The sequence below is a fragment of the Haladaptatus cibarius D43 genome, from assembly GCF_000710615.1.
In the GTDB taxonomy this organism is placed as follows: domain Archaea; phylum Halobacteriota; class Halobacteria; order Halobacteriales; family Haladaptataceae; genus Haladaptatus; species Haladaptatus cibarius.
This window is the reverse complement of the sequence record NZ_JDTH01000013.1, coordinates 1-26,511: the sequence shown is the minus strand read 5'-3', so window position 1 is coordinate 26,511 and position 26,511 is coordinate 1. Positions and strand designations below refer to the sequence as shown.

Sequence of the window (26,511 nt, the reverse complement as noted above, 5' to 3'; positions counted from 1 at the left end):
GCGGGTTCTTCTCAGCGATAGACACCGCCTGAAACCGAACGAAACGGTCGTTCGTTCGGTGTACTGGTACGCCTACTGAAACTTTACGAGGTCTATAATTAACCGGGAAAGGGGTGATAGACTATTCATGTTACCGGTGGAACAGGGCGGCCGACCACCGACAGGGACGGACTTGTATGAATACGGATAGACTCCTCACGGCCGGAATCGCGCTGTGTTGTATCTTTGCTATCGGCACCTCCGCTTCGACGCTGGGGTCGTCGGTGGACACCAACCCCGACGATGTCATCGATGTCAATTACGAGTCGCTTCCGATCAATCCGGACGATGCAGGGGAGCTGAAACAGGAAGCACAATCGAAGGGCGAACCGCAGTCGGCGAAGTCACAAAACGACCAACAGCAGTCACAATCGAATCAGAAACAGCAGTCGAGCGCGACCAAACAGCAACAGAAGCAAAAGCAGTCCGAAAAGAACGCTTCGAAAGAGCCGTTGGATTTCCTCGACCGGCTCATGGAACTGCTTCAACAGCTTCTGCAACTGCTCATTTGGGTCGTTCCGTTCGTCGCAGTTGCCGGAGGGATCGCACTCGGCGTGCGGTTCGGCGGTCGGCTGTTTGACTCCCCGACCGAACCGAATAGTTCGGCTCGGTCGCGCAGGCCGCCACCGCCGGAGCCGAATCCGTCGAACGAAATCGAACGGGCGTGGTGGTCGATGGTCAAACGGTTCGGCGTCGAGCAACCACACACCAAGACGCCGGGCGAGTGCGCCCGCGAGGCAGTCGATGCTGGTGCGGACAGAACCGCCGCAGAAACGCTGACGCAAACCTTCGAGGAGGTGCGGTACGGCGGTGCGCCGATCACCGACGACCGCCTCAGCCAAACTCGAAATCAGTCCGACAGACTGGGAGGCGGACAATGAATGGTCGTCGTATCCTGTTCGGACTCTCCGGAGCAGTTGCAGTTCTGATGGCGGTCGCTGGCGGCCCCGGAACGCTTCCGGTTCGAGCACTATTGTCGCTCCTCGGCAACGACTATCTGCTCGTCGTCGCCATCGGCGGATTCGGCCTCCTCGTCGCAATTCCGGTACTCGCGTCGGGACGAGATGGAAATCTGGTTCAAGCCGAAATGCCCGCCCCGGAGGAACCGGTGACGGTTCCGTCCGCGGGATACACGTTCGACGAAACCGTCGGGTCGTGGCGGTATCGCCTGCCGCTCGTGGGTCGAAGCCAGCGAAAAAACGTCCGCGAACGGCTTCGAACCGCGGCCATCGAGACGCTCATGCGGGCCGAAAACTGCTCCCGTGAGGAGGCTCGCGGGCTGGTAGATTCCGGAGAATGGACGGACGACCCCGCCGTGGCGTCCTATATCGGCGATTCCACGGTTTCGGGCGCTGGCGTCGGCACTCGTTCCGCCGTACTCCTGCGGGGACGGACGTGGAACCAACACTGCGCCCGAAGAACCGCCGAAACCATCGCCAAAACGGGTGAAATGGCATGACGGAAACGCACCGCTGGCGCGGCGTCATCGCGCTGTCGCTGGCCGCGGGCGCAGTCGGACTCGCCATAGACCGCCCGTCGATGCTCCTGCTTTCGGTTATCGGCGTTGTCTTCGCCGCGTATCCCCACGTTCTCTCGGAACCAACGCCGAAACTCCGCATCGAGCGACGACTGAGCAATAGCACGCCTCGCCCCGGCGACGAGGTGACGGTCACCGTCACGGTGACCAACGAAGGCGGGTTTCTTCCCGACGTTCGAATTGTAGACGGCGTACCCGCGCTACTCTCCGTTTCCGTCGGTTCGCCGCGAAAAGGCGCAGTTTTCTGGCCGGGGCGGTCGGTCAGCTTTTCGTACCGTGTCGGCACCAAACACGGAAAACATCCGTTCGAACCCGCCACGGTCGTCGCGCGCGACATCAGTGGCGCATGGGAGGTCGAGACGACCATCTCCGCTGACACCGAACTCGACTGCACCGCAACCGAGGCAGACGGCCCACTACGCGATCAAACCCTCGACCAAGTCGGACGAATCGTCGCGCAAAAAGGTGGCAGTGGTATCGAATTCTACCGCACCCGGGAGTACCGTGCTGGTGATGCCATGCACCGAATCGACTGGAATCGGTACGCCCGAACTGGCGACCTGACGACCGTCGAATACCGCGAGGAGAACGCGGCAACCGTCGTGCTGTTGGTCGACGCGCGCGCCGTCGCATATCGGGCCGCAACCGACGAACCGCACGCTGTAGCGTACAGCGTCTCCGCCGCCGAACAGTTGCTTGGTTCACTCCACCGCGACAGAAATCTCGTCGGCCTTGCCGCGTTCGGGCGGGAAGCCTGTTGGCTCGAACCCGGTGCAGGACGAAGCCATCGCGCGAAGGCACAACGACTGTTGGCAACCCATTCCGCCTTCGCCTCGATACCGCCGACGGAGGAGCCAGAACACGAAGAACAGGTCGAACAGCTTCGGATGCGGCTTTCGAGCACGACACAGGTCGTCCTCCTGTCGCCGCTTTCCGACGACGCAATCGTCGAAACGGCCCGGCGACTGGACGCCTACGGCCACCGGGTGAGCGTCATCAGTCCGGACGTGACCGGCGAGGAAAGCGTCGGGCAGCGTCTCGCCGGTGTCGAACGAGAAAATCGACTCAGTGCGCTCCGGAAGTCCGGTGTGCCGGTGGTCGAATGGAAATCCGAAACGCCGCTCGCCGCGGCGCTGATGAACCGGCCACGGAAGGTGAACGCATGAGTACAGCAATCGCAACCCGGCGACCGACTCGGCTGGCCAGCGCGCTCGCGGTCTGTGTCGCGCTGGCCGCGATGTGGAAACTGAACGCATCAACAACCGCGTTGGCGCTCGAAGCGGTCGGCGTGACCGCACTCACCGGAGGTTTCGGCCTCTGGCGACGCGACTGGAAAATCGCCGGTGCGTTGGTCGGAACGCTCGGCCTCGCAGGATTCGCTGGTGCGGTCGGCGTCGCGTTTTCGGGAGTCGTCGGAATGAGTGGAATCATTCGATTGATTCCGGGGCTGTTCGGCATCTTCGTCCTCGCGCTCGCGCTCGTCCCCGTGCGCGGAACCGGGTCACGGACGCTCGTGAAAGTTGGCACGGGACTCGTCTTCGTCGCCGTCCTCGCGTCCGGCATCTTCAACGCGGTTTCGCTCGGGGCGCTCTTACTGGCGGGGGCCGCAACCGTCGTTGCGTGGGATGCCGGAGAACACGCGATTAACGTCGGCGAGCATCTCGGCCGTGGTCGGGAAACGCGCGAGACGGAACTCGTGCATATCGCCGGGACGGGACTCGTCGCACTGCTTGCGGTCGAAACCGCGAAATTTTCCGGTGGGGTCGGCCCGTCCGGACTTTCGCTGGGCTCGCTGGTACTCCTACTCGTCGCCGTCGTCCTGCTCGCGGTGGCGCTTCACGATTAGGAAGTCGATAATAAAGCCCCGAGGAGACGGACGTTGGAGCAACGAATGGCCCCGACTGTGAGCGTTATCGTGCCGACGTACAACCGGGCACATTCCCTGCCCCGAACCGTAGAGAGCGTCCTTTCGCAGACGCTCGAAAAGCTAGAACTCATCATCGTGGACGACGCTTCTGACGACGACACGGCAGACGTCGTCGCATCCTACGACGACGAGCGAATCCGCTTTTTCGAACACGAAGAAAATCAGGGTGCGAGTGCTGCGCGAAATACGGGAATCGAACACGCCGAAGGAGAGTACATGGCGTTTCTCGATTCGGACGACGTCTGGCTTCCGACCAAACTCGAAAAGCAAGTTCTCACTCTACAACTGCGGTCGGACGACTGGATTGCGGCCTACTGTAAAGCGGAAACCGTCTATCCCGACGGGCAGAATCCGATTATGAAGTGGGCGACACAACTGATTTCGCGGCGGAACAAAACCGAAGGTGCGGAAGGTGGCAAGGAACTCATTGGGCCACTGCTAAGCGACAGTCTTCACACCAGCGCCGGTTCCACCCTCATCGTGGAAAGCGACATTGCGCGAAAAATCGACGGCTTCGACGAGTCGTTCGACCGGTTTCAAGACCCCGAGTTCCTCATCCGCGTCCTCAAACACGGCAAACTCGCCTGCGTGAACGAACCACTGCTTCTCCGGTACGAAACCGGGTCACCACCGGCAGATGCGGTGGCGAAGGCGGACGAACACTACCGACGAACCTTCGCCGAGGAAGTCGAGCGTCTCGAACAGCAGGGTATCGACGTCACGGGTGCACACAACTACATCCTCGCCAGACACTATCTGGACGAAGGGCAGTTCCGTACCGGGTTCCGGTATCTACGACGGTCGAAACGACCTGAACTGCGCCAAGTTCCGGGACTCATGATGAACCTGTACTCTGGCGCCAGAGCGAACATCGGATGACGACACACGAGCCACGGTACGCTCACTACTATCTCGGGCTGTCAGTAGTTTCGACACTACTGTTCGGTTGCACCGTGCTCAACCTCGGGCCACTCGAACATCTCACGATGATGCAATCAACGGGCGTCGTCATCGCGTTGTTCACTGCGCTGACAGTCGCTCAATCGCTATGGGGAAGTTAGACACTCCCTAACATCTGTCGTATTCCATGACTCAGTTAGAAACCAGTATGAATTTTGAGTAATATTTTGCTTCGTTCAAATCGTACAATCGCAAGACGTAAACGGAATGCAACGGCTCGCAAGGAAGCGAGAGGGTCGGTTTGCTTTATGTGCTATCCATGTCTGCCCTGTATCAAGACAATGAGCGCTACGACGCAGACTCTCTCTGACGGCCCGTCGTTGCCGAACGACGACGACCCGGACGAACTCTCGAAGGACAAAATTTTCCACATCCTCCAGACACAGCGCAGACGCCATGCGCTTCGCTACCTGAAAGAACACGACGGCGCGGTCGAAATGCGCGACCTCGCGGAACAGGTCGCCGCGTGGGAGAACGACACGACCCTCCAAGCGCTCGCCTCGGACGAGCGCCAGCGCGTGTACATTGCCCTCTACCAGTCGCATCTCCCAAAACTCGACAACGAGGGCATCATCGAGTACAACCAAAGCCGCGGCATCGTCGAACGCGGCCCGTTGGCAGACCAGTTCGACCCGTACCTCGACACGACGACGGTCGGCAGTACCAACGTGGACGATGCGGCCGATGCCGAATCCGAAATGGACGATGACCGCTGGTTTAGCTACTATCGCTGGGCAACCGCGGCGAGCGCCGGAACCTTCGCCGCCGCGTGGTTGAACGCCCCGCTTCTCTCTGCCGCTCCGACACACGTCCTCGGGGCCTTCGTCGTCTGTCTCTACGCCGCTATTTCGAGTGCCCAGTTTGCGCTTCGATAGTCACGGGTTCCGTTGTTTCAGATTCACCGCTTCTAACGTTTCCAACCCCAACACAGTCCCGAGACGACTACGAACAGCCTCCGGCTTTCTACTTAGGTGGTAGTCGAATGGTTCTACCGTTCAGAGACGGAAATCGAACGTATAAAAATACATACATGTTTTAATAAATTCAGATTTTAATGCGTTAGTTTTGTCTGACACAGAACTAAATGCCGAAGGTACTAAACCTCGCTCTACGTACTCGAAAAAAATGTATCTCGGCTTCGGGAACCGTGACCGGTGGACGCTCTATGCCGTGTTTGTCGTCGTTCTCGTCGTTGCCGGTTTCGCTTCGGTTCCGATGTCCGTGGGTGGGCAATCCGAATCGGATGTCGGTCGTATCGTCACCGTCAACCAAACTGGAACGGCCGTCGTTGCAACGACAGCTGACACGACATATGTTTGGCAATCCGAACCGTACACCGCCAACGTCACGTTTCAAATAAACGCCAGCGAAGACCAGTACGCGGTCTGTCTGTACGAGCGTCGGGGGAGTGGTAACGCCGAAGAACTCGACTGTCGAAGCACGAAAATCGGAAATGGTTCGACCGCAACCGTCGAACTCAACGGCTCGACAGCGGTTGAACCGGGCGAGCGAACGATTTTCTTCCGCGTCAGACCGACGTTCAACAACGATGCGCCTACGATAGACAACCGCAGTATCAACCAAACCGTCATCACGAAGAGCGGTGACGTGGACAACGACGGACTGGAAAACGAGTTCGAGGTCAATCAGAGTGAAACGGGATGGAACGAAACCGCGTTCCGCAACTGGGATATGGACGGCGACGGCATCCCGGATGGTCAGGAGTACGACAACCCGCGACTCGACCCCACGAAAGCCGACACAGATAACGATGGGCTTCGTGACGGACTCGAACTCAATATCGACACAGACCCAAGCGACCCCGATACGGATGGGGACAAAGTCGACGATGGAACCGAATACAACGACCCAAATCTCGATCCGAACGACCCAAACGACGCCACCAACACGACTGCGGCGAATCCGGGAGATGAGGACGCGCAGTCGGGTGGCATTTCAGGCGTTCAGTTGCTGCTCGTCGCAATCGTCGGTATGGGTGTCGTCGGTGCGGCGGCACTCCTTTGGAGAACGAACAACGACGACTCCGACCCACCGGTATCCGTAACAGAAGTACGCGACACGAACGAAACGCCACCGCCCGAAGAGGACGCAGACGAGTCGGAAGACATCCTCACCGACGAAGGCGTTGTCCTCCAACTACTCCGGGAAAATCGCGGGCGGATGAAGCAGGTAGACGTCGTCGAGGAGACGGGCTGGTCGAAGTCGAAGGTGAGCCGACTGCTCTCACGGATGGAAGACCGCGGAGATGTCAACCGCCTTCGCGTCGGACGCGGGAACATCGTCTATCTCGATGGGGCGAAACCGAGCGGTGCACGCTCCCCACATGAAGAAGATTCATATAGTTAAATAGATATCAAAAAATCGCATGACAGTGTTGCGGGACGGTTGGAACAATCTCTTTTTGCGACACTGTTCCATTCCGTTTCACACCATTAACTGCTGGATAATAATAGTGGTATCCTGAGAAGGAGAGAATACAATGTCGATAGACATGAGCGCATCTCGAAACGTCGATGACAGCACGATGGCCGACACCCAGTGCCGGAACTGCGGTTCGTTCGTAACACCACAGTTCACCCGCGTGTTCGGAAATAATCAAAACGAGGTCTTCGGCTGTTTCGAATGCATGACTGCTACTGAAGTGAAACGAGGCCGCGCAAACCACCCGGACAAAGCTGACCGCGCCCGCGAGGAAATGCGGTAGTGTCCGAGTACGGCCCTTTCTTCTCACATCATTCGCAGTAGTACAATATCAAAGAGAGCAGCGGACGCTACTTGTCCCGAGTCACAACGTCACCCGGAAGCGTCGTCGCTCCCGTCGAGAGCTTCAGCCCCGGCGTGAGACTGGTGTTGATTCCCGTTTTGACCTCGTCGCCAGCCACCACACCGAACTTTCGTCGGTCGGTCGAAACGCGGTCACCTTTCACGGTGAACTTGATATTCGCATCGTCGTGGCGGAGATTCGCCACGTTCGTTCCCGCACCGAAGTTCACGTCGCGTCCGAGGACGCTATCGCCGACGTAAGAGAGGTGTCCGACGGTCGCACCGGGGGAGAGAACGCTGTTTTTCACTTCGACGCTGTGGCCGACTTTTACATCCTTGCCGACGAGCGTCGCCCCGCGAATGTAGGCGTTCGGTCCGATGCTCGCGCCCGAACGAATCAGTGCGGGGCCTTCGATGACGACACCCGCTTTCACCGTCGCGCCTTCCTCGACGACGACGGTTCCGTCGATGACAGCTTGGTCGCTCACGTCGCCCTGAACGTCGCGTTCGAGTTCACCAAGTTTCCACTCGTTCGCTTCGAGCAGTTCCCACGGACGACCAACGTCGAGCCATCGTTCCAGTTCGACCGGCGTTACGTCGTACTCCTCGATGACTTGCTCGACCACGTCCGTAATCTCGAACTCGCCGCGCTCGCTCTCGCCCACGTCGAGCCAGTCACGCGCTTCCTCGGGGAAGACGTAGGCCCCGGTGTTTGCGAGGTCGGTCGGTGGGTCGTCCGGCTTTTCGACAATTCCAGTCACAGTGTCTCCATCCGCCGAAATGACACCGTAGTTCGACGGGTCATCAACCCGGAACGTACCGACGCTCGGGCCGTTGCTCAGAAGGCGCTTCACGGCGGGCGTGTCGTAGAGATTGTCGCCGTTGAGAACCGCAAACTGCCCGTCGATGTGGTCGCGTGCAGAACGTACCGCGTCCGCGGTGCCGCGCTGTTCTTCCTGTATCGCGTATTTGACCGGGATTCCGGCGTACTCTTCGCCAAAATGTTCACGAACCGTCTCCGCCTCGTATCCCACGACCAGAACGAGTTCGTCGGCCCCTGCTTCGACGGCGGCGCGAACTGTGTGTGCGACCAGCGGTTCCTCCGCGACCGGCAACATGGGTTTCGGAACCGACCCGGAAAGCGGTCGCATTCGTGTCCCTTCACCCGCCGCAAGAACGATTGCCTGCATGGCAGTACCTTCCGCTAGAAGGCGTATAATTATTCACGGGCTAACCGTCAGACTACACGAAGGCGGTGTCGCGCTCGGTCGAAAGAATGTCGCGGAAGGGGTTCGACTGTTCTCTGGGCGGAAGGTCGTTCCACACGTCATCGGTGTCGTAGGTTCGCCCGAACTCCATGTACTCTCGTGCTAGCCAGAGGGCGTGGTTTTGCGAACCCAATCCGGGGAGAAGGGCGCGTGTCAAGCCGTTCCGTTCGACCACTGCCTGCCACTGCTCGCCGACCCGTCGGCAAACTACCGTCTCGGTTCTGTCAGTCCACTCGATACCGCCGTAACCATTGTGTTGTAGTCGGAACTCGTCGATGCGAACCGGAATCGACTCATGGAATCCATCCGCCTCGCGGACGACGTGACTGACGACCTGTTTCATTTTCGCACCTCGATTGCGTAGCAGTCCCGAAACATCTTGACCTATCATTCAAAATACACAGTCAAAGAGGTTAGCCTTCGTGTGCCCATCTTTTATATGGGGTTGGATGTATTAACAATATTCAGACAGGAACCGAATAAAACCGCATGACAGCACCGGTATGTTAGCTGTCCGGTAGTGAATAAAACGGTGTGAAACCGTATTCCCCCTTTTTGTCTCCGGACTGAATACGACCAGATGACATGAGCGCGACCGAAAGCCGCCACAAGGTTTCCGACTTGGTCGATGCGTTCGTCGGCCTCCGAATCGAAGACCCCCTCCGAATCACGGTCAGCGACGTAGACATCGACTGCCACGTTCACGACATCGACCGGACGAACGACCGCTTCACGCTCCTCCTTGAGACGTTCTCGGGCGACTACCTCCGCGTCGAGACGCAGTGGGCGCGCGGCTGGCTCGACCCGCAGGTAGACCGTCTCAAGCCCGTTGCGGAAGAACGACAACCACTCGGTGAACTACAGGGTATCGAACTGACGTGAGAACAGAAAGCTCTCGGAACGCGATAGTACAGAAAAGTGCGTAAAGACCGGTATAAGAGTAGGGCGGCTGTGTGAGCCGTTCGAGGAGGGTTACTGTGGTTTTGCGAGGCGTGTAATCTCGACCATGAGGTCAGAGCCATCTGCACAGCGGAAGGTCCACGCACGGTCGAACGCGACGTTCGACCGGTGCGCATCGCGGAGGAGGGCCGATAGTTCGGTTTCGAACGCTTCCGCGCGCATTTTCGGCGCGTGCTTGCCACACGGTCGTGTGATTCCAGACTGTCCAGCCAGTCGTGTCACCTCAACCATCAGGTCAGGGTTGTCGTCATCGTAGCGAAATGTCCACGAACGGTCGAACGTGACATCGCCGCGTCCGGCGGCAGCTAGCAGACTTTTCAACGAGGCTTCGAATTCTTGGGGGGCACTCCAGAGAGGGGCGCTATCAGTTTGGCTCATTTTCGCTTTCCTCGATTCGGCCATACCACCGGGGGGTAATAAAAACCGAAACTCGTCGTGCACCGTTTCGGATCGTTTCAAACCCCGAGATATGGTTTTTTGAGGCTTATATCTCCCAAATCACCCACCTGAAACTTACCGTCGCGTCGAAACTCGACCCAACTGTTCGGTCAACAGTTCATTGATAGATTGTGGGTTGGAAACGTTTCGAAAGACGAGGTCTATGGTACCAGACCCCGCAGTGTAAACGGTGACATCACCGTAGTCGAATATTCGTTCGGAAAGTGACTGAGAACAGGACGTGTTTTGCACTCGGTCGAGTCGTATCTGTGTGACATTTGTGGAAAGAATACCACTTTTGTGATATATCTCTTCAGTTGTGAGAACGTACCACTCGCTTCGCCAGCGAAGAAACGGTGGGACGGCGACGATAAAACCGAGTGGAACGAGGGCGATTGCAAGCCACCGCGCCGGGCCGAAGAAGTCGCTTCCCCCTACGCCTGCACCGAGCAGAATAAAGATGACACCGGCCAGTACGGCCGGGACGATGTTGTACACGCTTCGATGGCCGGCCCAGAGAACCTCCTCGTCCGGCGTGAGGTGAAGCCACGAGGAGTCGAAATCGTTCGTCATCGTATGCCACAACGAGGGCCGCGAGTACCTTACACTTTGTCGCGCGTGAAAAAACGATAACAGATTCGGGGAACGACGCGCTATGCGCGTCTCGACTCGATGTAGCGCCATGGGAGCATACCGAGAAGAAAAACGAGACCACCGGCGAGAAACAGAAAAACAGGCGGTAAAACCAGCGCAAAGTACTCTTTGTAGCCGATTCCAACCCAACCGAAACTGAACGGAGAACCTGCGTGGAGAATGTCTTGCCACACGAGCAACTGAAGGACACCGCCGGCGAGCAGTAGCAGGACGACGCCACCGAACAGTTCGTGAGAGGGACGACGAGACATATGGATACGAATAGTTGAGCAGCTAAAAAGATTACTCAAATATGATACAGAATTGGACCGTATGCACGGGCTATTTTTCGCGTATTCGTTCCATCAACCCAGACACGTACTGGGCAATCGTCAGCCCGAACACCACTCCGATGAGTCCCAATCCACCCCAGAGTATCAGCGTCGATTGGAGGTCGCCGGTCGTCGCCAACGGTTCTATGTCGAGCATATCGAGGTCGTCGCTTCCATCTCCAGCATCATCCGCGCTTTCGCCGGATGCCTGCCCGCCGTTCGAATCACCGACGCCGGAACTACCGGAATCGACGGTCGAATCGTCATCGACACTGGCTGCGATAGTTTGCAGTTCCGGGGTTGCAGCGGTCGTCACGTGCTGGTCGAGCCACGAGTTCATCGGTTGACCGGACACCTCCGCGACGATGCTTTGGAAATCGGCGTAGGATACGGTTCCCTCGTGGCCGTTCATCCGGTCGAACACGTCGAGCAGGCTCTTTTCCCCGTCAGTTGCTTGCTGAATCTTCGCATCAAGCGCCCACAGTGTATACGCACCGCGGTAGTAGGGCACTTCGCCGTTTTCCCACGAGTTCGACTTCGAAAGCACAGATTCACCGAAATCCTTCGCGGTGAGCGTTTGTGCCACAGCAGACGGCGACGTTCGGCCCTGTTCCATCGACAAATCGGACGCGAGATAGGCCGCGCTGGCTTCACGGAACCACGTCATATCCTCGCCGAGTTCGAACGACTGACGCGTGTGGACGTACTCGTGAATCCAGAGGTTTTGCGGGTCGGAGAGCCGAGCATCCTCGTGAACCCACAGTTCGTCCTGTTCCGGCGAGGCGAATCCGCCACGCCAACTGGGGTCGGGAAGGACGAAAGCCAGCACTTCGTCCGGCGACTTGCCCGGCATGGCTTTGCTCGTCGCCGTCCACGATTCGAAAACGTCAGCGGGAGACTCCGCGGGATTCGCACCCTCGACGACGACCATCTTAAACCGCTGGCCGTCTGCGCGATGGGTGTGTTCTTCGTAGTCGCCAACGTAGGTGAAGGCCGACCCGAGAACGCCCGAATCGGAGAACTCGACGGTCGAATCGTCGGAATCATCTTGAAGCGGCTGACGGTACTGCCACTCATCACTCCCGTCAGACATCCACGCAACCGACAACTGCGGCGTCGGCGAGAGTATCCAGTCGTTGGTGGCGGAAAACTCCCGACCGTTTCCGCCGTTTACGTCCGCGGAGACGGTGACAGAGGGTGATTCCGTTTCGCCATCCCAGCGAAGTGCGTGGTCGTCGTTTTGCGTTTGACCGCTGACGAATCCATCGGAAGAGACGACGGTTCCGGTGTAGTTGATGAGCCAGAACGATTCCGTTTCCGCCGGAGCGTCGAAGTCGAGTTGATACTGTACTGTCGTCGAATCGTCCGCGGGTCGTTCGATAGAAATCGAGACATCCGGAGGTTCCCCTGCTGACTGTGCCGTCGCGGGAGGCGCAAACGCCCCAGCGACGAGCAGGCACACCAACACCAGCGATACTGTCTTTCCGGAAACCCAACCCCCGAGTGCCATCGACTGTGATGGCGTCGGACAGTCGTTTTGTTATACATCGCCTGACTCAGATGGAAGAAATTACAGGTGCAGTAGAACGTATAGCAGCGCGGCCGTACTACCATTCTGCGACACTTCCAACGTCGTAAAGTACGCTCTCGCGTGCATCGGCGAGAATTTCAGTTGCGGATTTATCGACAGCACTGAACTCTTCCCGGAGTGGCTCGTCGGCTTCGGGGTCGCTCAACGAGGGTTTCGAAAATACACAGTGATTATATGTGTTTTCGTCCCAGAGATAGCCAAACGTAAATCGCTCGCCTTCGATACGCCACACATGGACGAGTTCGAGAGCCTAAAGGGCTTTTACGACCGCTATCCCGGAGAGTGGGCGGCGTGGCGCAAAATCGTGGACACCGTCGAGGAGACGGGCCGCGAGTTCGGCTTCCGCGAAATCGACGCGCCGAGCGTCGAACCCACCGACCTATTCCGGGTAAAGTCGGGCGAAGACATCGTCGAGGAGACGTACAGTTTCGAGGACAAAGGTGGGCGCGAAGTTACCTTGATTCCCGAACAGACGCCGACTCGGGCGCGGTTGGTGCAACAGCGCAAAGACCTCGGAACCCCGATTAAGTGGTTCGACACCTCGAAACGCTGGCGCTACGAGGCGGTACAAAAGGGCCGCGACCGCGAGTTTTTCCAAACCGACTTCGACATCTTCGGCGTCGAATCCGTCGAGGCCGACGCGGAAATCATCGCCTGTGCTGGCACCATCTTCGAGAAACTCGGCGTGGCGGACTCTGTCGAGTTCAGACTGAACGATCGCAAACTGCTCGACGCACTGCTTCGCGGAATCGGCGTCGGCGAGAGCAAGGACGTGATGCGCGTCATCGACAAGAAGGAGAAAATCAACAGAGAAGAGTTTTTGGACAAGCTCGAAACCGAGGGTGTTGACCCGGAAACGGCCGAAGAAATCGACGAACTCACCGCCATCAGCGGCGAGATGGAACGCGCGCTGGTCGAACTTTCCGATAAGGCTCCCGAAAGCGAGGCCGCAGACGAAGCAATCGGGCGGATGCACGAACTCTACGATGCGCTTTCGGCCTACGGCGTCGAATCGATGTGCACCTTCGACCTCTCCATCGTGCGCGGGATGGACTACTACACCGGCCTAGTGTTCGAGGCGTTCGCCACCGAAAGCGACCTGCGCGCTCTGTTCGGTGGAGGCCGGTACGACGACCTCATCGGCCAGTTCGGAAGTCGAGACGTTCCGGCAATCGGGTTCGCGTTCGGCTACTCGCCGACGATGCACCTGATGAAGGAATTGGGAGAGTGGCCGGAAGAAGACGTTTCGACCGACGCCTACGTCCTGTCTGTGTCCGATTCCGTGGGAGAAATCGGATTGGAGTACGCGATGGGGCTTCGTCAAGGCGGATTGACGGTCGAAACAGACCTCACCGACCGCAGTGTCGGCGAACAGTTCGGCTACGCCGACCGCATCAACGCCGAATATACGGTCGTCGTCGGCGAGCGCGACCTAAACGAGGGTGTCGTGACGGTACAGAACATGGAGTCGGGTGAGGAAGAGCAGGTTCCGAAGGATGAGGTCGTCGAACACGTCCTCGACCTGCTGTAGGCGATTCTTAGTTTCTATTTCGTCGGTGGAATCGAGCATAGAGGGGGTAAGCCGTGAGTTAGCAACCGGCGATGACTGAGTAATACCACTAAATTATATTTCTGGGAAACTGACGGTCAGTCATGGCGTTCAGCGACCAACTACTGACCGACGGCGAAGCCCTCTGGAACGCACAGAAAGAACACCCGTTCGTGGTCGAATTGGCCGAGGGAACCCTCGACCCGGCGGCGTTTCGCCACTGGGTCGAACAGGATTACCGGTACCTTCTCGATTACGCTCGCGTGTTCGCCATCGGCGGGTGCAAGGCGCGCGACGAGGAGACGATGACCCACCTACTCGGGATTTCACACGCGATTCTCGCCGACGAGTTGGAACTTCATCGGGAGTTCGCCGATGAGTACGGAATTTCACGAGCCGAACTCGAAGCAGTCACAAAAGCGCCGACGTGCGTCGCGTACACGAACTACCTTCTTCGAGTTGCCTACGAGGGGTCGCTCGCTGAACTCGCCGCGGCGATTTACCCGTGCGGACAAGGCTACCTCGACATTGCAGACCACATGGCGACCATCGCAGAAGAGGAGCATCGGTACACTCCCTTCATCGAGAAGTACACGAGCGACGAATTTCGAGAATCGGTGGAATGGATGCGCACGTTCGTTGACCACTGTGCCGAGGAATACCCGGGAGAACAGCAAGCGATGAAAGAGGCGTTTTTGACGAGTACGCGTCTTGAAACAACATTCTGGGGAATGGCGTATCGGCGGGAAACGTGGGATAGCCCAAGATAGCAAATCCATCCAAAACAGCAAAACCAGCAAAATCATAAAATACATACAAACTGGTAAAATTGGCAAAACTGTCAAAAACGGCAAAACTGGGAAATATATACAAATTTCCAAAATTAGCAGCTCTACCGCGAGTTCGATGAATCACTTTCACCGAGCAGTAAACCGCTTGCTTCGGAGAAGACTGCCTCTCTGGTGGTAACGATGTCGAACACGCCCGATTTTACTTTCACTCCACGTAAGACTCGAAGTTTTGAGTAGGATAGTTGTAGGCAGAAATATGAGTACACACGACATCGATACCCCGATGGCGAAGTGGCGCTACACCTGCCCGAACGGGCACACCAGTTGGGAACCGACCAACAGCCACTTCTGGTGCCATCAGTGCAGTCGGGTTCCCGACATCGACGCGGAGTTCTGGGAACTCCACGACAGAAAAACCGGTGAGAACCTCACGCGCGAGAAGGTGGTTCTGGATGGCTAAAGCCGAACAGTCCGATGGCAGTCAGACCGGTATCGTCAGCCGTAAACGACAGGTGTGGAGACTGAAATCGAATCCAAGTAGATACGTGACGTGTCAAAATCCGACGTGTAAGAACGACCACGTCGACCCGAAATTCGTTCGGATGTTTGGGGCAGAGGGTGTGGTGTTCGCCTGCCCAGAATGTACTCCGTGGGGCGCGTTGAAGCACGGTGCCGCCGCAAGTCCAACCTTCGAACGCCGGGTAAGCCTTTGACGCGGACGGGAAAGCCATTTTTCCGGTGGGAAACTGTTTCTTCTCAGCTCGGCTGTGGAGCGGCTTTACTCCACAGAGCACACGGTTTTACTTTCACACCGGGTAAGGGAAATTTCTTTTTTATCTCGTCACTATAGTAAAAGTGCGGGGCGGTTGCCCGCACAAGAGGTTGGGCATGCGCGACTGCTATCCCCCACGCGTATCCCAGATTTTGTTTCCACCCCCAACGGGCGGTCACTCCGCCCGTTCACCGAACTGCATCCCCGTGATTTCGAATCTAGCACCGCCGTCGTTCCCTTCGGCGACGTCAATATCCCAACCGTGAGCTTCGACGATTTGTCGAGCGATAGAAAGACCGAGGCCGGTTCCGTTGTCGGTCGTGTACCCGCTCTGGAAGACGGTATCGCGGTGTTCCGCCGGAATCCCGGGGCCGTCGTCCTCAACCAGAATCCCATCGGAAAGGCGCTCAACGCGAACGGTTACGTCCTCGCCGACGTGTTCCACGGCGTTTCGAAACAGATTTTCGAACACCTGACTCAGCCGGTCAACGTCGGCCGAAATCTCCCCACCGACGTTTTCCAACACGAGGGTTGCCTCGGGGGGGGCCATCCTCGACCACGCGCTTTCGATGATGTCGTGGAACTCCGTCCGCTCCGTGTCCTCGATGGCCCCTGGCCTGCGCGCGAGGTCGAGCATTTCGTTTATCATCCGCTCCATTCTGTCGTGTGCTTCACGAACTTCATCGAAGGCGTCGTCGGCGTTTTCTAACTCCGCAACCCGAAGATACCCCTGTGCGATTCCCAACGGGTTCCGAAGTTCGTGTGCGAGCATGCTCGCAAACTCGTCCAACCGTTCGTTCTGGTGTTGGAGTTCCTGTTTTCTGCGCTTGTGTTCGGTCACGTCGCGGAAAATACCGATTATCTCCGGGCGCTCCGTGTCGAACTGCATTTGCGCCGTGTTGATTTCCGCATAGCGTGTCTCCCCATCCGGCGTCATATACGTCACCGAATACGGTGGGAGTTGGTCGTCATCTTCCTGTCCACAAATGTCCGCGGTCAGTCGTTCGAGCGAATCGTTGGGGAATGCGTGAATGTTCTCTACGCGTTCGCCGAGAACGGCAGTTCGTTCGAGTCCGGACACTTGACAAAACGCGTCGTTGACGGACTGTATCCGACCGTCCGCATCGAGGACGAAGACGGGGTCGGGCGCAGTCTGAAACAGCGTTCGAAACCGCTCCTCGCTTTGTTCTTTCTCACGTTCGATTTCGACCGAGAGCCTGCGTCGCTCCAACAATCCGTCGATGCGCGCCTGTAGTACCGCCTTCTCGATGGGTGTCGTAATGACTTCATCGACACCCTTCCACACTTCCGGTGTTCGTGCCGGAGAGGTAGTCGATGTGACCAGCAAGTAAGGAAGGAACGTCGGCAACGCCGACTCCTTTCGAGCGTCGAGTTCGTCGCGGTAGCGGCTAAATGACGTCTCGTCCACGATACAGAGGTCGAACGTGGTTTCAACGCCGTTTTCAGGGAGGATGACTTCGTACTCGGAGTTCAACCAGTCGGCCAGCAACCGTCGGTTTCGCCGATGGTCGATGAGCAGGAGAATACTTCTGGCGGAAAGTTGTGTACTCATCGGTTGATATTCGTTCATCGGTAGTTGTTCGGATTATCCATATCTAATCATCGTGCGATGGAATCTGCTCCGGATTGTCGGCCAGTTGGAGTGACCCGTTCAGAACGCCGTGAAGTCCTGTGATCGGTTCACCGACCCTGATACCCTGTTCCGTAATGTGAAATTCACGGAGGGTTCGTTCGAAGTCGCTCGTTCGTTTCTTCAGCACGCCGATAGCCTTTCGCATCCGGCCCAGTGTCTCTACGTACTGAAGAAAAACGATATTGTCCGCGAGATAGCTGACGCCAGCGTCGGTCGCCGAAAACTCGCCAGCGACCGTGCTCGTCTGGTCAACGAGGATGACGGTCACGCCCATATCCTTCAGCGACCGACAGAGTGAGTGGAGGCGTCGGGTCAGATCACTGGACTCTCCACGAAGAGAGAGGCGATAGCCGTCGATGCCGTCGATCATCACAATGTCCGTGTCGTTTTCCTCGACCTCCCGACGCACTTTGCGAGCAAATTCGAGCGCGGACAGGCGAAGTGGCTCGACTGCTTCGATGGCGAGCGACGCTTCCCGCGCCATGGATTCGACCTGAATTCCGATGGAGTGACAGCGTCGGCGAAACGTTTTTTCTGTCTCCTCGAACAGGTAGATAACCGACCGTTCACCCCGGCCTGCGGCCTCCTTCATGAACTGCGTCCCCAACGTCGTTTTGCCGACGCCCGACGGCCCACTCAGGATGGAAATCGTTCCGCGTTCGAAACCACCGTGAAGCAGTTCATCGACTTGGGGAAGACCGGACGAAATCGGGTCGGCGACGAACTCTCGCCCGCGGTCGTCGTGCGAGAGTTCGGGATAGACGATGATGCCACCCTCCTCGATGCACATCGTATGGTTCCCCCGTCGAATCGCCGAGCCACGAAACTTCGGCACAGTTATCGTTCGGTTGGCGAACGTCCGTTCGAGTTCGATACTGCCGTCGGACAGATACTGCAAATCGTTGTCCGACGACTGTTGGGTGTTCTGCGAGGTAAACAACACCGTAGCGCCCTGTTCTTTGAGAAAATGCATCAGGGAGATAACCTGCCGACGGAACTGGTACTGACTCGACGTGAGATGGCGAAGGCGGGTAATCGGGTCGATGAACACTCGATCCGGGTCGATAGACTCGACCTGTTCCGTAATCGTTCGCGCCAACGGTTCCTGCTCGACTTCGGTCGGCGTGAAGATATCGTAGGATTGTTGGTCAGTGAAGACGTTTGAATCAGGACTCAAATCGAGGAACTCGACAGCAGAAAGGTCGATACCGAGCGTTTCTGCGTTCTTCCGGATAGTGTCCTCGGATTCCTCTAAGTTGGCGAACAACACAGATTCGCCCGCCTCAGCACCGGCGGCGAGATAGTTCATCCCGAGAATCGACTTTCCCGTTCCGGGGTCACCTCGGACGAGGTAGTTCCGTTCCGGAATGAGTCCACCATGCAGTATCTCGTCCAGACCGGACACTCCCGTTGAGATGCGCAGTAGGCGGTTCCGCGTCATAGATGTGCTTATTGTGGCAGATTTAGAACCGCAACTCATAGTTCTATCGGATGTTAAAAACCACAGAAAACTGAAAAATGCCTACTCTTCAGTTTCGGGTGCGTCGTCTCGTTCCGATGACTGCATCAGTTTCGACCCGGCGGTGTTCCGGTCGTAGAACTCGGCGTGGAGGTCGTCGTCGTCCAGTCCCATCGCGGTGTCGGACAAGTCGTTCCGAAGGGTTGCCAACCTCGTTTCGAGGGCGGTGTACTCCTCGTTTTCGGCAAGTTCGTCCGGATCTTTTCGTTGCTCCAGCGCCGCTCGTTTCGAAGACAGCGCCATCATCTCCTGTACCTGCGAATCATAGGCGGTACGAGTTTCGAGTGAGGCGACGACTTCCCAAAGTTGCTCTGGGTCGGAAACAGGCTTGCAGATGTAGTCGTCGAAGCCGAGTTCGAGAATATCGAAGTCGGGTTCTACCGCGGTCACCATCGCAACGCGGCAGTCGATACCTCGTTCGCGGATTTCGCCGAGAACCTCCCGTCCGGAGCGATCGGGCATCCGCCGGTCGAGGAGAACGACATCGACGGAGTCGTCTATCTGCTCCAGTGCCTCGGTTCCATTGTACGCCTTTTTGATGTCGTAGGAATCTTCGAGCCACCGAGCATGCAAGTCGGTAATCGCATGTTCGTCGTCAACGATGAGAACGGTGGACACGTCAGACATTGGTTACGTGGGGGTTGAATATCCTCGCTATATCAAATGTAGCGATATGATTCGTACGTGCGAAGTTCCTTCGAATATAAATCATGGACGAAGCACCCTTTATTACAACTAATGTACGAGTCTTCCGCAAACTTATAAAAGCGTTTCGATATCATCACCAAAAACAGGCGGAAAACGGTTAGCTAACCGACTGAAACCCACCCTCACCGGTAACTACAATAGCTTCGAAAAAATGTGGTTTTGTAAATAGATGAGCGTTCTAACCGAGTTCACGGTACCTGCGAAAGAGTTTATTCTGCGAGAAACGCTGGAGGCAGTTCCTGACGTTCGAATAGAAATCGAGCGAGTCGTCGCGGACAGTCAGCACGTGACCCCATATTTCTGGGTGACCGGTGAACAACTCGATGCGTTCGAATGTGCGCTTGAGGCTGACAAAAGCGTCGAGGCGGTCATCCAACTCGAAGACCATAGCGACAAGCAGTTTTACCGCGTTGTCTGGCAACAACGAATCGGAACCATCTCGCACGCGGTTTCGAAGGCGAAAGCGACGATTCTCGAAGCGACAAGCGAAGGGCGCGAGTGGAACCTCAAGTTGCTGTTTCCCGACGAATCGTCACTGACGGATTTCCACGACTACTGTACGGAACATTCGCTTTCATTTCAGCTAACGCGTTTATACGAGTCTCGACACCCCGACGCACTGGGTAAGTACGAGGTGACGACAAAGCAACGAGAAGCGTTGCTGGTCGCGCTCGAATCGGGCTACTTCAGCGTTCCGCGCGATATTACCTTGGAGGACGTTGCAGTCGAACTTGACATCTCGCCGAACGCACTCTCGACGCGTCTCCGTCGTGGGCACGCAAACCTCATTACGAACACACTTCGACACGAAGGATGACCCTGCATTTGCAAGCCCATGTTTTTTGCTAAGAGGGTGGATAATAAGGAGTGTTAATGTTCACACACTGCCTTTACAGTAAGTTACTGTATGGCTTACAACGAACGCGAGTTGTCGGTCGCAACTCGGGGCAGGCATGAACAAGGAGAGCCGGACAAGTGTCGCAGAGGCAAGCGTGTGCGTACTCCCATGTCCGTCCGCGAGTTTTCGAAACGGCTCGGCATATTCCCCATCCAGAAAAATCGGAACGCCGAATATAGACGAGGTAAAACAGCCACAAATGAGTGACTCGTTGGTCGAAATAATGGGGTTTCACAGACAAAGGATACGGTCGGGTAGCACGAGATAAAGGGGGAAAACTATACATTGATAGTCGGTTATATCGAACAAGCAACTGAAATTACAGCCACTATACCAACATGTCGTCTTATGTATGGGACATAACATAAATGAACGTTCGTAAAATAAAAAAAGAACTCGAAGACGCCGCAAACGTCCTCGTACTCGCGCCGCTGACGCCAGACGGCAATCAGGCCCACATGGAGCTTGTAGCTTCGACGCCGCCGAACGATGCCAATATCGCGGCAGTCACCTACACACAGCCACCGGATCAGTGGCTCGGTGACTGGCAACGAAGCATCGGTCATCTACCGCAAGAGATGCGTTTCATCCACGCGAGCGGCATGAGTCAGCCGTCGGACTTCGACGAACAGACGCCCGATGGGGTAACAACGGCAGTCGTCGACCCGACCGACCCGATGGAAATCATCGTTCCTCTGAGCAGCCATCTAAAATCGTGGACTGACGACGAGGAACAACCGGTAGTATCGGTACAGACGCTCACCGTCCTCCTCGAATACGTCGATTTCGACACCGCATTCCGCTATCTCCACATTCTCACACACCGCATCCAAGCCGCCGGAGCAGTCGGCTATTTCCAGATGGATCCAGACATTCACGACCCGGAGACCATCAACACGCTAAAAACGCTGTTCGATATTGTCGTCGAAATTTCCGAAGACGGTGCCGAATGGACGACGACGCCCGCCTACACCCCACAGGAAAGCACGACGGAAACCGAGCAGCCAGCGGACGAGAAAATCGAAGCTGAACCACAATCCGACGGCCCGCTGGCTTCGATACGGACGGTTTTGTCCGGGCTGTTCGAGCGAAACTCGTCCGACGAACCGGAACCGGAACCGGAGCCTGAACCCGAAACCAACGTCGCGGGTGAATCGGTGGGTGTCGAGCCGGAGCCGCAACCGCCTGTCGGCAATCTTGCAGACGAGGAGATGCTGACGGACGAAGAGCGAATCCGTTCCTTGCTCATTCAGTACGGAGGTCGGATGAAGCAGGCAGATATTACATCGGAAACCTCGTGGTCGAAATCGACCGTGAGCAGAAAACTCTCCAAGATGGAAAACAACGACGAGATTACTCGCGTCCAGATCGGACGCGGAAACCTCGTCTTCCTGAACGGGTCGGAGCCGGAAGCGTCGAAATCACCGTTCGAAGCCTAACTGTCCTGTTCGATGGCAAACGTACTGGCGATTAGCTGACCAGTCGCGCGCCGCAGTTGCTGTGAAATCGCCGACGTAGAGACATCGAGTTCGTTCGCAAGCTCTCCCTGCGAAATCTCTCGCGGAATGTTGTAGTAGCCGGACTGGTACGCAGTGAGAATCGTATCCCGCTGGTGGCCCGTCAGCCTCGTTCCTTCGATTTCCGCACTCGGATTGGCGTCGTACAACTGCTGAACCCGAAATTGAACGTCCGACTCCAAACACCGTTCTCGAAGTTCGATAAGTGGTTCGCGCGCGAGTAGTTGCACCCGGATGACCCAGCCACCGTTTCCGCTCGTCACGTCGAGTGTCCGAAGACCGAGCTCCGTAGTCGTAGAGAAAACGGATGTCGCGGACGACGTCGTTCGGATTCGGTACACTCGCTGGTCGGCAGTCGCGGAAAAAAGCGTTACCTCACGAACAGTGGGGTCTGCCTCTATTTCACGCTCGAATTTCGCAAAATCAGTTCCGACAACAGAGACGAAGGCAAGCGGAGTATCCGCGGTCGGCACTTCTTCCATCTGAATCGTTACGTCTGGAACCGATTCGATAGTCGGAACAAGAGTCAAATCGTCACGAGCAACGAAAATTTCGGCGAAAAGCGTTCTGGGAGAGTCGGGAGAGGTGGCGGTTTCGACACCGTCCGACGACTCCTCCGTGTCGTCCAAGGCGCCGTCAGAGTTGGATGCACCATGTGCCATTGTTAGAAGGAACCGACTGTTGTTCTGGTTATTCGATTACCGTGCATTAAACTTTAGGAAAATATGATTCCGACAACGAACAGTGTACGGCAACCAAGACTTTCAGGGTGGAGAACAGCTCGAACCTGAATCGGCCGGAAAGCAGTGCGCTGGTGAATTGGTATTGAAACGCGAGGGAGTCAATGTCATGAGCGCTAGTGACCCTCGCGGCCGGATATTGTGACACCCCGCCTCCGCGCTGGGCATTTATCACTAGGTGATTACTCGTGATTACTATAGAGACGTTAACTTTTGATGCACGTGAGGACGTATTTCGACACCCAAGACAGCCTGCTGAGATAGAATCGGTGGGTTTTGTTCCCGATTGTTGCAACGGACGGGGTGCGGGGGACATTGGACAAGTTGGAGATAGCATAGGCGTTATTTCGGTGTGAATGTTCCGACAAGTGCTGCCAGAATAGTGGCAGGGGAAACATACTATGAGTGAAACCCCGAGAAACGGATGAAACGGCCGGTTTTAAGCACGGATTTCAAGTACCTGAAATACAGTATAATACCAATTCCAATATGTGTTACTGAACAAAACAGATAAATTTGGATTACATCTTATATGAGTGCTAAGGAACCTAGCAATCTATCGCAACCGTTCGCAACAAAATGGGAGAGCATTATTGGTTTATTACCCATTCTGTCGATAATTCATTCGTCATGAGCGCTGCAGAGGTTCACGCGGAAAGCGCGGAAAGCGCGGAAACGCACGTTGTCGATGAGGATAGCCTCGACATCGAACTCTCGAAGGATAAGATATTCCATCTCCTTCAGACGCCGCGTCGGCGTCACGTCCTCCGATACCTGAAAGACCACGAAGGGACTATCGAGATGCGCGACATCGCAGAACAGGTCGCCGCATGGGAGAACGACATCACCGTACAGGAACTAACGTCCGACCAGCGCCAGCGCGTATACATCCCACTGTACCAGTCTCACCTGCCGAAACTCGACGAGGAAGGCATCATCGAATACAATCAGAGTCGCGGAACCGTCACGCGAACCGAGATAGCGAACCAACTCGACCGGTATCTCTCCACGGACGATGAGAGCGATAATGTGGACGACGACACCGACGACGAGATACAGTGGGAAGCGTACTACCTCGGCATCTCCGTATTCAGTACGATTCTCCTCGCCGGTTCAGTTCTTGGCGCACCTGTGCTTGCGACGCTCCCGACCGTCGCTATCGGTGGCAGCATCGTCGCCATGTTCGCACTGGTAACACTCGCACAACTCGCTTCGGAACGGAGCGAAAAGTAGACGACTCCCCTCTGTAGTGGCCCAGAGGCCACCTCCAAACCTCACCGAACGTGAGGTGTAAGCTCCGCTTCTTCATCTTTCATCGCGTCAGTAAGTCCATCTGTGAGTTCGAATACCGCTTCCATGTGCGCTGTTTTCGAATGGTGAATCGAGGTCGGATGAACGCCAGTTTTCTCGTAGTCGGGTATTTCTATCGATCCATCATTTCTAATTTCGTACTGATTTCGTACCTCTGCCAGTAGGCCGTGGAGGTGAATGAGCTCTTGTTTCTTCATATCATGGCTGATGTGGTGGTTCAACCGTAATATTATCTTGGGCCGGGAACAGACATATATTCCAGCGTTTTTCCAATCGCGGAACGAAATGGAATGACAATATTTTGTCTAGACCAGGTAGTTATCAGATTCGAAAGTACACCCCAAACCCCGTTTACACCCGATACAGCGCGCATTATCATGCGCTTAACTAATACCGTGTAGACATAACATTGAGCCGAACATGTACGACCTGACTGGCTTCCAGCGCGACCTGTTGTACGTCATCAACGGTTTGACCGAGCCGCACGGACTCGCCATCAAGGAAGAACTCGAAGATTACTACGAAAAGGACATCCATCACGGACGTCTGTACCCCAATCTCGACACGCTCGTCGATAAAGGATTGGTCGAGAAGGGCCAAGTCGACCGCCGGACGAACTACTACACCCTCACTCGTCGCGGCCAGCGCGAGATAGAGGCACGCGGCGAGTGGGAAGCGAAGTACGTCAGCGAAAAAGAAACGGCCGAACTCGCGGACTAACACCACTACGCGTCATTCATTGCGGTTCATTTTTAGCGCAATATATCCGTCGTTCCTATTTAAAAAGCGGAAATGCTAACGCATAGACTTTGGAACCCTCCTTGTCATGTGTAAGCCAGATGGCCATCAGGCTTGAATGAGCGCACATCTATGCCGGGAAATTACGACATGAAAAAACGGGTTGATGCTATCGAACGTTGCGCGTACTGCCGAGACTATGTCCCGGTGACGCGTATCGAAATGGAACTACACGAAGACGACACCTATCTCAAAGCGAGTGTAGATGTCTGCGAAAACTGCTTGGACGAACCGAGATAAGTCCAGTTTCGGAGGGGGAAACTTCGGCGGATTCTTTTTCACCGCCACAGTTCGTGATGTCGAGAGTCGTTCAGCATCCTGAGCGAGTTACACGGAAATAGAGTGGGAAATCGACACCATCCAAAACGCCGCTAAAACCACGGCGACTGTGACCGTAGCAGGAAGCAGCGAAAACAACGGAGCGTTGAGTATCGCGCCGAGAAACAGGAGCGTTCCAGCCCCGGAGACGCCGAGATAGTACGCGTTCCACTGGCGACTGTCCTCGTCCTCGGTCGGTTCGTCATCCACGTCGAGGTAGCACTCTAGTTGCTCGGAAAGTGGTGTTTTTCGGACAATACCGCGGTTCTGGTCGTATTCGATAATGCCTTCCTCGTCGAGTTTCGGCAGGTGGGACTGATACAGTGGGATGTACGCGCGCTGACGCTCGCTGGACGAGAGGGTCTGCACCGTGGTATCGTTTTCCCACGCGGCGACCTGTTCTGCGATGTCGCGCATCTCGACCGGGCCGTCTTTATCTCGAAGGAACCGGATGGCATCCCGTCGACGCTGACTCTGAAGCAGGTGAAACACATCGTCCGTCGAGAGTTTGCGCTCGACGGACGGTTCGCTTTCTGTAACTGGATTACTGATGCGCTCGGTCGCTCTCTCCGTCGCGCTCATGACAGTAACAACCAAATTGTTCTACGATATTAAACCAATGACGCACTCCCAGACTGTTTCAAACTGTTTCAAACAGTGAAAATATACGAAACCAGGTGGAACAGCATTCCGAGTTTATGAGGCTACTACTCATAGACTGTATTGAATGAGCCAGGCCGACCACATTCCCGCCTGGGCAGCCTCTCCCGAGGAGTTTGAAGCAACGCTCGAAGTACTCATCTCGACGGCACGAGAGAACGGAGTCGAACTCGACCAGTCATGGACGTTCCGCCACGAGGGGATGGAACGCGACGACATCATGGTCGAAATAACGAGCCTCGCACCGCGGCCAGAACTGGCCGACACAACTCCGACCCAACCGAGCGTTCCCACTGGGACGACGACGACGGACTTCAAAACCGCACTCGGAGAACTGCTCACAAAAGGACAGGATGCAGGAATGACTTTCAACCGTTCGTGGACGTTCCGAGATACGAACCCGGACAGTAACGACGTGATGGTCGAGGTTTCACAGTTGGCGAAACCGACAAACTGACCACGCAAAAACCACCCGAAATGTCGTTTTGCTATCTCGTTTTCCAGTAGTTCGGTAGCGGCATCGGGTTTTCGAAGTTATTATCACAGTTTTTGTGTGGTTGTCACTCACAAGGTTTCATCCGGGGGTTTAAATGTTGGCTGTGAGTATAGAATAATGATGAAACGGTCCACTCGCCAACGGGAGCGCCGCGCGGAGCAAACCGAAACCGAGGAGGAGGGGGTCAAGGGGTGTCCCGAGTGCGGGTCGAAGAGCCTCGTCAACAGTGCAGATCAGTCCGAAATAGTCTGTGACGACTGTGGACTGGTCGTCGAAGAAGACCACGTCGACCGCGGGCCGGAGTGGCGCGC

Annotated in this window: 33 protein-coding genes; 20 read left to right on the top strand and 13 right to left on the bottom strand. The window is 56.2% G+C overall.

Translation table 11 applies throughout. The features are described from left to right. Positions 1-176: 176 nt before the first annotated feature. From HL45_RS19630 to HL45_RS19590, 9 genes are all read left to right on the top strand, one after another. The gene (locus tag HL45_RS19630; RefSeq protein ID WP_049972908.1) at positions 177-920 is read left to right on the top strand and encodes a DUF4129 domain-containing protein; all 744 of its coding nucleotides are present in this window, start codon (positions 177-179) and stop codon (positions 918-920) included. Further along, positions 917-1,498, top strand: a complete 582-nt coding sequence (locus HL45_RS19625) for a DUF7269 family protein (protein ID WP_049972907.1) — start codon at positions 917-919, stop codon at positions 1,496-1,498. The genes HL45_RS19630 and HL45_RS19625 overlap by 4 nt, the downstream gene beginning before the upstream one ends. Further along, positions 1,495-2,742: a DUF58 domain-containing protein gene (locus HL45_RS19620; RefSeq protein WP_049972906.1), complete on the top strand. Its 1,248-nt coding sequence runs from the start codon at positions 1,495-1,497 to the stop codon at positions 2,740-2,742. The genes HL45_RS19625 and HL45_RS19620 overlap by 4 nt, the downstream gene beginning before the upstream one ends. Continuing rightward, positions 2,739-3,422: a DUF7519 family protein gene (locus HL45_RS19615; RefSeq protein ID WP_049972905.1), complete on the top strand. Its 684-nt coding sequence runs from the start codon at positions 2,739-2,741 to the stop codon at positions 3,420-3,422. The genes HL45_RS19620 and HL45_RS19615 overlap by 4 nt, the downstream gene beginning before the upstream one ends. Positions 3,423-3,467: 45 nt before the next feature. Further along, the gene (locus HL45_RS19610; protein ID WP_049972904.1) at positions 3,468-4,382 is read left to right on the top strand and encodes a glycosyltransferase family 2 protein; all 915 of its coding nucleotides are present in this window, start codon (positions 3,468-3,470) and stop codon (positions 4,380-4,382) included. Beyond that, entirely contained in the window at positions 4,379-4,564 is a 186-nt protein-coding gene (locus HL45_RS19605; protein WP_049972903.1) for a hypothetical protein, read from the top strand. Before HL45_RS19610 ends, HL45_RS19605 begins: the two co-directional genes overlap by 4 nt. A 180-nt stretch (positions 4,565-4,744) precedes the next feature. Next, the gene (locus HL45_RS19600; protein ID WP_049972902.1) at positions 4,745-5,338 is read left to right on the top strand and encodes a DUF7344 domain-containing protein; all 594 of its coding nucleotides are present in this window, start codon (positions 4,745-4,747) and stop codon (positions 5,336-5,338) included. 250 nt (positions 5,339-5,588) lie between these two features. Next, complete coding sequence (locus HL45_RS19595) at positions 5,589-6,830, top strand: helix-turn-helix transcriptional regulator (RefSeq protein ID WP_049972901.1); 1,242 nt, start codon at positions 5,589-5,591, stop codon at positions 6,828-6,830. 133 nt (positions 6,831-6,963) lie between these two features. Then, positions 6,964-7,188: a DUF7563 family protein gene (locus tag HL45_RS19590; RefSeq protein ID WP_233274872.1), complete on the top strand. Its 225-nt coding sequence runs from the start codon at positions 6,964-6,966 to the stop codon at positions 7,186-7,188. Positions 7,189-7,255: 67 nt separating this feature from the next. On the opposite strand, the gene glmU is transcribed toward HL45_RS19590, so the two are convergent. Next, positions 7,256-8,437, bottom strand: coding sequence for a bifunctional sugar-1-phosphate nucleotidylyltransferase/acetyltransferase (gene glmU / locus HL45_RS19585; protein WP_049972900.1), 1,182 nt, complete (start codon positions 8,435-8,437; stop codon positions 7,256-7,258). Positions 8,438-8,489: 52 nt separating this feature from the next. Then, positions 8,490-8,858, bottom strand: coding sequence for a hypothetical protein (locus HL45_RS19580; RefSeq protein ID WP_049972899.1), 369 nt, complete (start codon positions 8,856-8,858; stop codon positions 8,490-8,492). Positions 8,859-9,100: 242 nt separating this feature from the next. Between HL45_RS19580 and HL45_RS19575 the strand changes: the two genes are divergently transcribed. After that, positions 9,101-9,397 (top strand): hypothetical protein, encoded by a 297-nt coding sequence (locus HL45_RS19575; protein WP_049972898.1) that lies wholly within the window; start codon positions 9,101-9,103, stop codon positions 9,395-9,397. A 90-nt stretch (positions 9,398-9,487) separates the two neighbouring features. On the opposite strand, the gene HL45_RS19570 is transcribed toward HL45_RS19575, so the two are convergent. From HL45_RS19570 to HL45_RS21855, 5 genes are all read right to left on the bottom strand, one after another. Next, positions 9,488-9,853, bottom strand: a complete 366-nt coding sequence (locus tag HL45_RS19570; RefSeq protein ID WP_233274871.1) for a hypothetical protein — start codon at positions 9,851-9,853, stop codon at positions 9,488-9,490. 135 nt (positions 9,854-9,988) lie between these two features. After that, entirely contained in the window at positions 9,989-10,486 is a 498-nt protein-coding gene (locus HL45_RS19565) for a PH domain-containing protein (RefSeq protein WP_049972897.1), read from the bottom strand. A gap of 80 nt (positions 10,487-10,566) precedes the next feature. After that, positions 10,567-10,818, bottom strand: a complete 252-nt coding sequence (locus HL45_RS19560; protein WP_049972896.1) for a hypothetical protein — start codon at positions 10,816-10,818, stop codon at positions 10,567-10,569. 70 nt (positions 10,819-10,888) lie between these two features. Then, on the bottom strand, positions 10,889-12,388 hold the full coding sequence (locus HL45_RS19555; RefSeq protein ID WP_049972895.1) for a glycyl aminopeptidase: 1,500 nt from the start codon (positions 12,386-12,388) through the stop codon (positions 10,889-10,891). Positions 12,389-12,485: 97 nt separating this feature from the next. Next, a complete protein-coding gene (locus HL45_RS21855) occupies positions 12,486-12,614 on the bottom strand; it encodes a hypothetical protein (RefSeq protein WP_267879607.1) in 129 nt (42 codons plus the stop codon). Between the two features lie 87 nt (positions 12,615-12,701). On the opposite strand from HL45_RS21855, the gene hisS reads away from it, so the two are divergent. The 4 genes from hisS to HL45_RS20985 all read left to right on the top strand — a co-directional run bounded on the left by hisS (position 12,702) and on the right by HL45_RS20985 (position 15,522). Next, positions 12,702-14,000 (top strand): histidine--tRNA ligase, encoded by a 1,299-nt coding sequence (gene hisS / locus HL45_RS19545; RefSeq protein WP_049972893.1) that lies wholly within the window; start codon positions 12,702-12,704, stop codon positions 13,998-14,000. A 122-nt stretch (positions 14,001-14,122) separates the two neighbouring features. Continuing rightward, positions 14,123-14,788, top strand: coding sequence for a thiaminase II (gene tenA, locus HL45_RS19540; RefSeq protein ID WP_049972892.1), 666 nt, complete (start codon positions 14,123-14,125; stop codon positions 14,786-14,788). A 277-nt stretch (positions 14,789-15,065) separates the two neighbouring features. Next, a complete protein-coding gene (locus HL45_RS19535) occupies positions 15,066-15,269 on the top strand; it encodes a hypothetical protein (protein ID WP_049972891.1) in 204 nt (67 codons plus the stop codon). Continuing rightward, complete coding sequence (locus HL45_RS20985) at positions 15,262-15,522, top strand: DUF7563 family protein (protein WP_158413737.1); 261 nt, start codon at positions 15,262-15,264, stop codon at positions 15,520-15,522. Before HL45_RS19535 ends, HL45_RS20985 begins: the two co-directional genes overlap by 8 nt. 234 nt (positions 15,523-15,756) lie before the next feature. On the opposite strand, the gene HL45_RS19530 is transcribed toward HL45_RS20985, so the two are convergent. The 3 genes from HL45_RS19530 to HL45_RS19520 all read right to left on the bottom strand — a co-directional run bounded on the left by HL45_RS19530 (position 15,757) and on the right by HL45_RS19520 (position 19,381). Then, positions 15,757-17,154 carry a sensor histidine kinase gene (locus tag HL45_RS19530; protein WP_233274870.1) on the bottom strand — a complete coding sequence of 466 codons (1,398 nt, stop codon included), beginning with the start codon at positions 17,152-17,154 and terminating at the stop codon, positions 15,757-15,759. Between the two features lie 43 nt (positions 17,155-17,197). Next, positions 17,198-18,676 carry an ATPase domain-containing protein gene (locus tag HL45_RS19525; RefSeq protein WP_049972889.1) on the bottom strand — a complete coding sequence of 493 codons (1,479 nt, stop codon included), beginning with the start codon at positions 18,674-18,676 and terminating at the stop codon, positions 17,198-17,200. 81 nt (positions 18,677-18,757) lie between these two features. Next, complete coding sequence (locus tag HL45_RS19520; protein ID WP_049972888.1) at positions 18,758-19,381, bottom strand: HalX domain-containing protein; 624 nt, start codon at positions 19,379-19,381, stop codon at positions 18,758-18,760. 250 nt (positions 19,382-19,631) lie between these two features. Between HL45_RS19520 and HL45_RS19515 the strand changes: the two genes are divergently transcribed. Together HL45_RS19515 and HL45_RS19510 are read left to right on the top strand one after the other, a co-directional pair. Beyond that, the gene (locus HL45_RS19515; RefSeq protein ID WP_049972887.1) at positions 19,632-20,279 is read left to right on the top strand and encodes a helix-turn-helix domain-containing protein; all 648 of its coding nucleotides are present in this window, start codon (positions 19,632-19,634) and stop codon (positions 20,277-20,279) included. A 449-nt stretch (positions 20,280-20,728) separates the two neighbouring features. Further along, entirely contained in the window at positions 20,729-21,799 is a 1,071-nt protein-coding gene (locus HL45_RS19510; RefSeq protein ID WP_233274869.1) for a helix-turn-helix transcriptional regulator, read from the top strand. Here HL45_RS19510 and HL45_RS19505 read toward each other — a convergent pair. After that, positions 21,796-22,539, bottom strand: a complete 744-nt coding sequence (locus HL45_RS19505; protein WP_084157194.1) for a helix-turn-helix domain-containing protein — start codon at positions 22,537-22,539, stop codon at positions 21,796-21,798. The genes HL45_RS19510 and HL45_RS19505 overlap by 4 nt on opposite strands. A 708-nt stretch (positions 22,540-23,247) precedes the next feature. On the opposite strand from HL45_RS19505, the gene HL45_RS19500 reads away from it, so the two are divergent. Continuing rightward, positions 23,248-23,850, top strand: coding sequence for a DUF7344 domain-containing protein (locus tag HL45_RS19500; RefSeq protein WP_233274868.1), 603 nt, complete (start codon positions 23,248-23,250; stop codon positions 23,848-23,850). Positions 23,851-23,891: 41 nt separating this feature from the next. Here the strand turns inward: HL45_RS19500 and HL45_RS19495 are convergent, their stop codons facing one another. After that, positions 23,892-24,125: a UPF0058 family protein gene (locus HL45_RS19495; RefSeq protein ID WP_049972886.1), complete on the bottom strand. Its 234-nt coding sequence runs from the start codon at positions 24,123-24,125 to the stop codon at positions 23,892-23,894. Positions 24,126-24,348: 223 nt separating this feature from the next. On the opposite strand from HL45_RS19495, the gene HL45_RS19490 reads away from it, so the two are divergent. Then, the gene (locus HL45_RS19490) at positions 24,349-24,648 is read left to right on the top strand and encodes a PadR family transcriptional regulator (RefSeq protein WP_049972885.1); all 300 of its coding nucleotides are present in this window, start codon (positions 24,349-24,351) and stop codon (positions 24,646-24,648) included. Between the two features lie 405 nt (positions 24,649-25,053). Here the strand turns inward: HL45_RS19490 and HL45_RS19485 are convergent, their stop codons facing one another. Then, complete coding sequence (locus HL45_RS19485) at positions 25,054-25,626, bottom strand: DUF7344 domain-containing protein (protein ID WP_049972884.1); 573 nt, start codon at positions 25,624-25,626, stop codon at positions 25,054-25,056. Between the two features lie 145 nt (positions 25,627-25,771). On the opposite strand from HL45_RS19485, the gene HL45_RS19480 reads away from it, so the two are divergent. Both HL45_RS19480 and HL45_RS19475 read left to right on the top strand, forming a co-directional pair. After that, positions 25,772-26,161 (top strand): hypothetical protein, encoded by a 390-nt coding sequence (locus HL45_RS19480; RefSeq protein ID WP_049972883.1) that lies wholly within the window; start codon positions 25,772-25,774, stop codon positions 26,159-26,161. A gap of 159 nt (positions 26,162-26,320) precedes the next feature. After that, a partial coding sequence (locus HL45_RS19475; protein WP_275450979.1) for a TFIIB-type zinc ribbon-containing protein occupies positions 26,321-26,511 on the top strand: 191 nt, incomplete at its 3' end.

Excerpts from the sequence above, each read along its gene's own strand:
- HL45_RS19630 (WP_049972908.1), top strand. The coding sequence starts at position 177 with ATGAATACGGATAGACTCCTCACGGCCGGAATCGCGCTGTGTTGTATC.
- HL45_RS19625 (WP_049972907.1), top strand. The coding sequence starts at position 917 with ATGAATGGTCGTCGTATCCTGTTCGGACTCTCCGGAGCAGTTGCAGTT.
- HL45_RS19620 (WP_049972906.1), top strand. The coding sequence starts at position 1,495 with ATGACGGAAACGCACCGCTGGCGCGGCGTCATCGCGCTGTCGCTGGCC.
- HL45_RS19615 (WP_049972905.1), top strand. The coding sequence starts at position 2,739 with ATGAGTACAGCAATCGCAACCCGGCGACCGACTCGGCTGGCCAGCGCG.
- HL45_RS19610 (WP_049972904.1), top strand. The coding sequence starts at position 3,468 with ATGGCCCCGACTGTGAGCGTTATCGTGCCGACGTACAACCGGGCACAT.
- HL45_RS19605 (WP_049972903.1), top strand. The coding sequence starts at position 4,379 with ATGACGACACACGAGCCACGGTACGCTCACTACTATCTCGGGCTGTCA.
- HL45_RS19600 (WP_049972902.1), top strand. The coding sequence starts at position 4,745 with ATGAGCGCTACGACGCAGACTCTCTCTGACGGCCCGTCGTTGCCGAAC.
- HL45_RS19595 (WP_049972901.1), top strand. The coding sequence starts at position 5,589 with ATGTATCTCGGCTTCGGGAACCGTGACCGGTGGACGCTCTATGCCGTG.
- HL45_RS19590 (WP_233274872.1), top strand. The coding sequence starts at position 6,964 with ATGTCGATAGACATGAGCGCATCTCGAAACGTCGATGACAGCACGATG.
- glmU (WP_049972900.1), bottom strand. The coding sequence starts at position 8,437 with ATGCAGGCAATCGTTCTTGCGGCGGGTGAAGGGACACGAATGCGACCG.
- HL45_RS19580 (WP_049972899.1), bottom strand. The coding sequence starts at position 8,858 with ATGAAACAGGTCGTCAGTCACGTCGTCCGCGAGGCGGATGGATTCCAT.
- HL45_RS19575 (WP_049972898.1), top strand. The coding sequence starts at position 9,101 with ATGAGCGCGACCGAAAGCCGCCACAAGGTTTCCGACTTGGTCGATGCG.
- HL45_RS19570 (WP_233274871.1), bottom strand. The coding sequence starts at position 9,853 with ATGAGCCAAACTGATAGCGCCCCTCTCTGGAGTGCCCCCCAAGAATTC.
- HL45_RS19565 (WP_049972897.1), bottom strand. The coding sequence starts at position 10,486 with ATGACGAACGATTTCGACTCCTCGTGGCTTCACCTCACGCCGGACGAG.
- HL45_RS19560 (WP_049972896.1), bottom strand. The coding sequence starts at position 10,818 with ATGTCTCGTCGTCCCTCTCACGAACTGTTCGGTGGCGTCGTCCTGCTA.
- HL45_RS19555 (WP_049972895.1), bottom strand. The coding sequence starts at position 12,388 with ATGGCACTCGGGGGTTGGGTTTCCGGAAAGACAGTATCGCTGGTGTTG.
- hisS (WP_049972893.1), top strand. The coding sequence starts at position 12,702 with ATGGACGAGTTCGAGAGCCTAAAGGGCTTTTACGACCGCTATCCCGGA.
- tenA (WP_049972892.1), top strand. The coding sequence starts at position 14,123 with ATGGCGTTCAGCGACCAACTACTGACCGACGGCGAAGCCCTCTGGAAC.
- HL45_RS19535 (WP_049972891.1), top strand. The coding sequence starts at position 15,066 with ATGAGTACACACGACATCGATACCCCGATGGCGAAGTGGCGCTACACC.
- HL45_RS20985 (WP_158413737.1), top strand. The coding sequence starts at position 15,262 with ATGGCTAAAGCCGAACAGTCCGATGGCAGTCAGACCGGTATCGTCAGC.
- HL45_RS19530 (WP_233274870.1), bottom strand. The coding sequence starts at position 17,154 with ATGAGTACACAACTTTCCGCCAGAAGTATTCTCCTGCTCATCGACCAT.
- HL45_RS19525 (WP_049972889.1), bottom strand. The coding sequence starts at position 18,676 with ATGACGCGGAACCGCCTACTGCGCATCTCAACGGGAGTGTCCGGTCTG.
- HL45_RS19520 (WP_049972888.1), bottom strand. The coding sequence starts at position 19,381 with ATGTCTGACGTGTCCACCGTTCTCATCGTTGACGACGAACATGCGATT.
- HL45_RS19515 (WP_049972887.1), top strand. The coding sequence starts at position 19,632 with ATGAGCGTTCTAACCGAGTTCACGGTACCTGCGAAAGAGTTTATTCTG.
- HL45_RS19510 (WP_233274869.1), top strand. The coding sequence starts at position 20,729 with ATGAACGTTCGTAAAATAAAAAAAGAACTCGAAGACGCCGCAAACGTC.
- HL45_RS19505 (WP_084157194.1), bottom strand. The coding sequence starts at position 22,539 with ATGGCACATGGTGCATCCAACTCTGACGGCGCCTTGGACGACACGGAG.
- HL45_RS19500 (WP_233274868.1), top strand. The coding sequence starts at position 23,248 with ATGAGCGCTGCAGAGGTTCACGCGGAAAGCGCGGAAAGCGCGGAAACG.
- HL45_RS19495 (WP_049972886.1), bottom strand. The coding sequence starts at position 24,125 with ATGAAGAAACAAGAGCTCATTCACCTCCACGGCCTACTGGCAGAGGTA.
- HL45_RS19490 (WP_049972885.1), top strand. The coding sequence starts at position 24,349 with ATGTACGACCTGACTGGCTTCCAGCGCGACCTGTTGTACGTCATCAAC.
- HL45_RS19485 (WP_049972884.1), bottom strand. The coding sequence starts at position 25,626 with ATGAGCGCGACGGAGAGAGCGACCGAGCGCATCAGTAATCCAGTTACA.
- HL45_RS19480 (WP_049972883.1), top strand. The coding sequence starts at position 25,772 with ATGAGCCAGGCCGACCACATTCCCGCCTGGGCAGCCTCTCCCGAGGAG.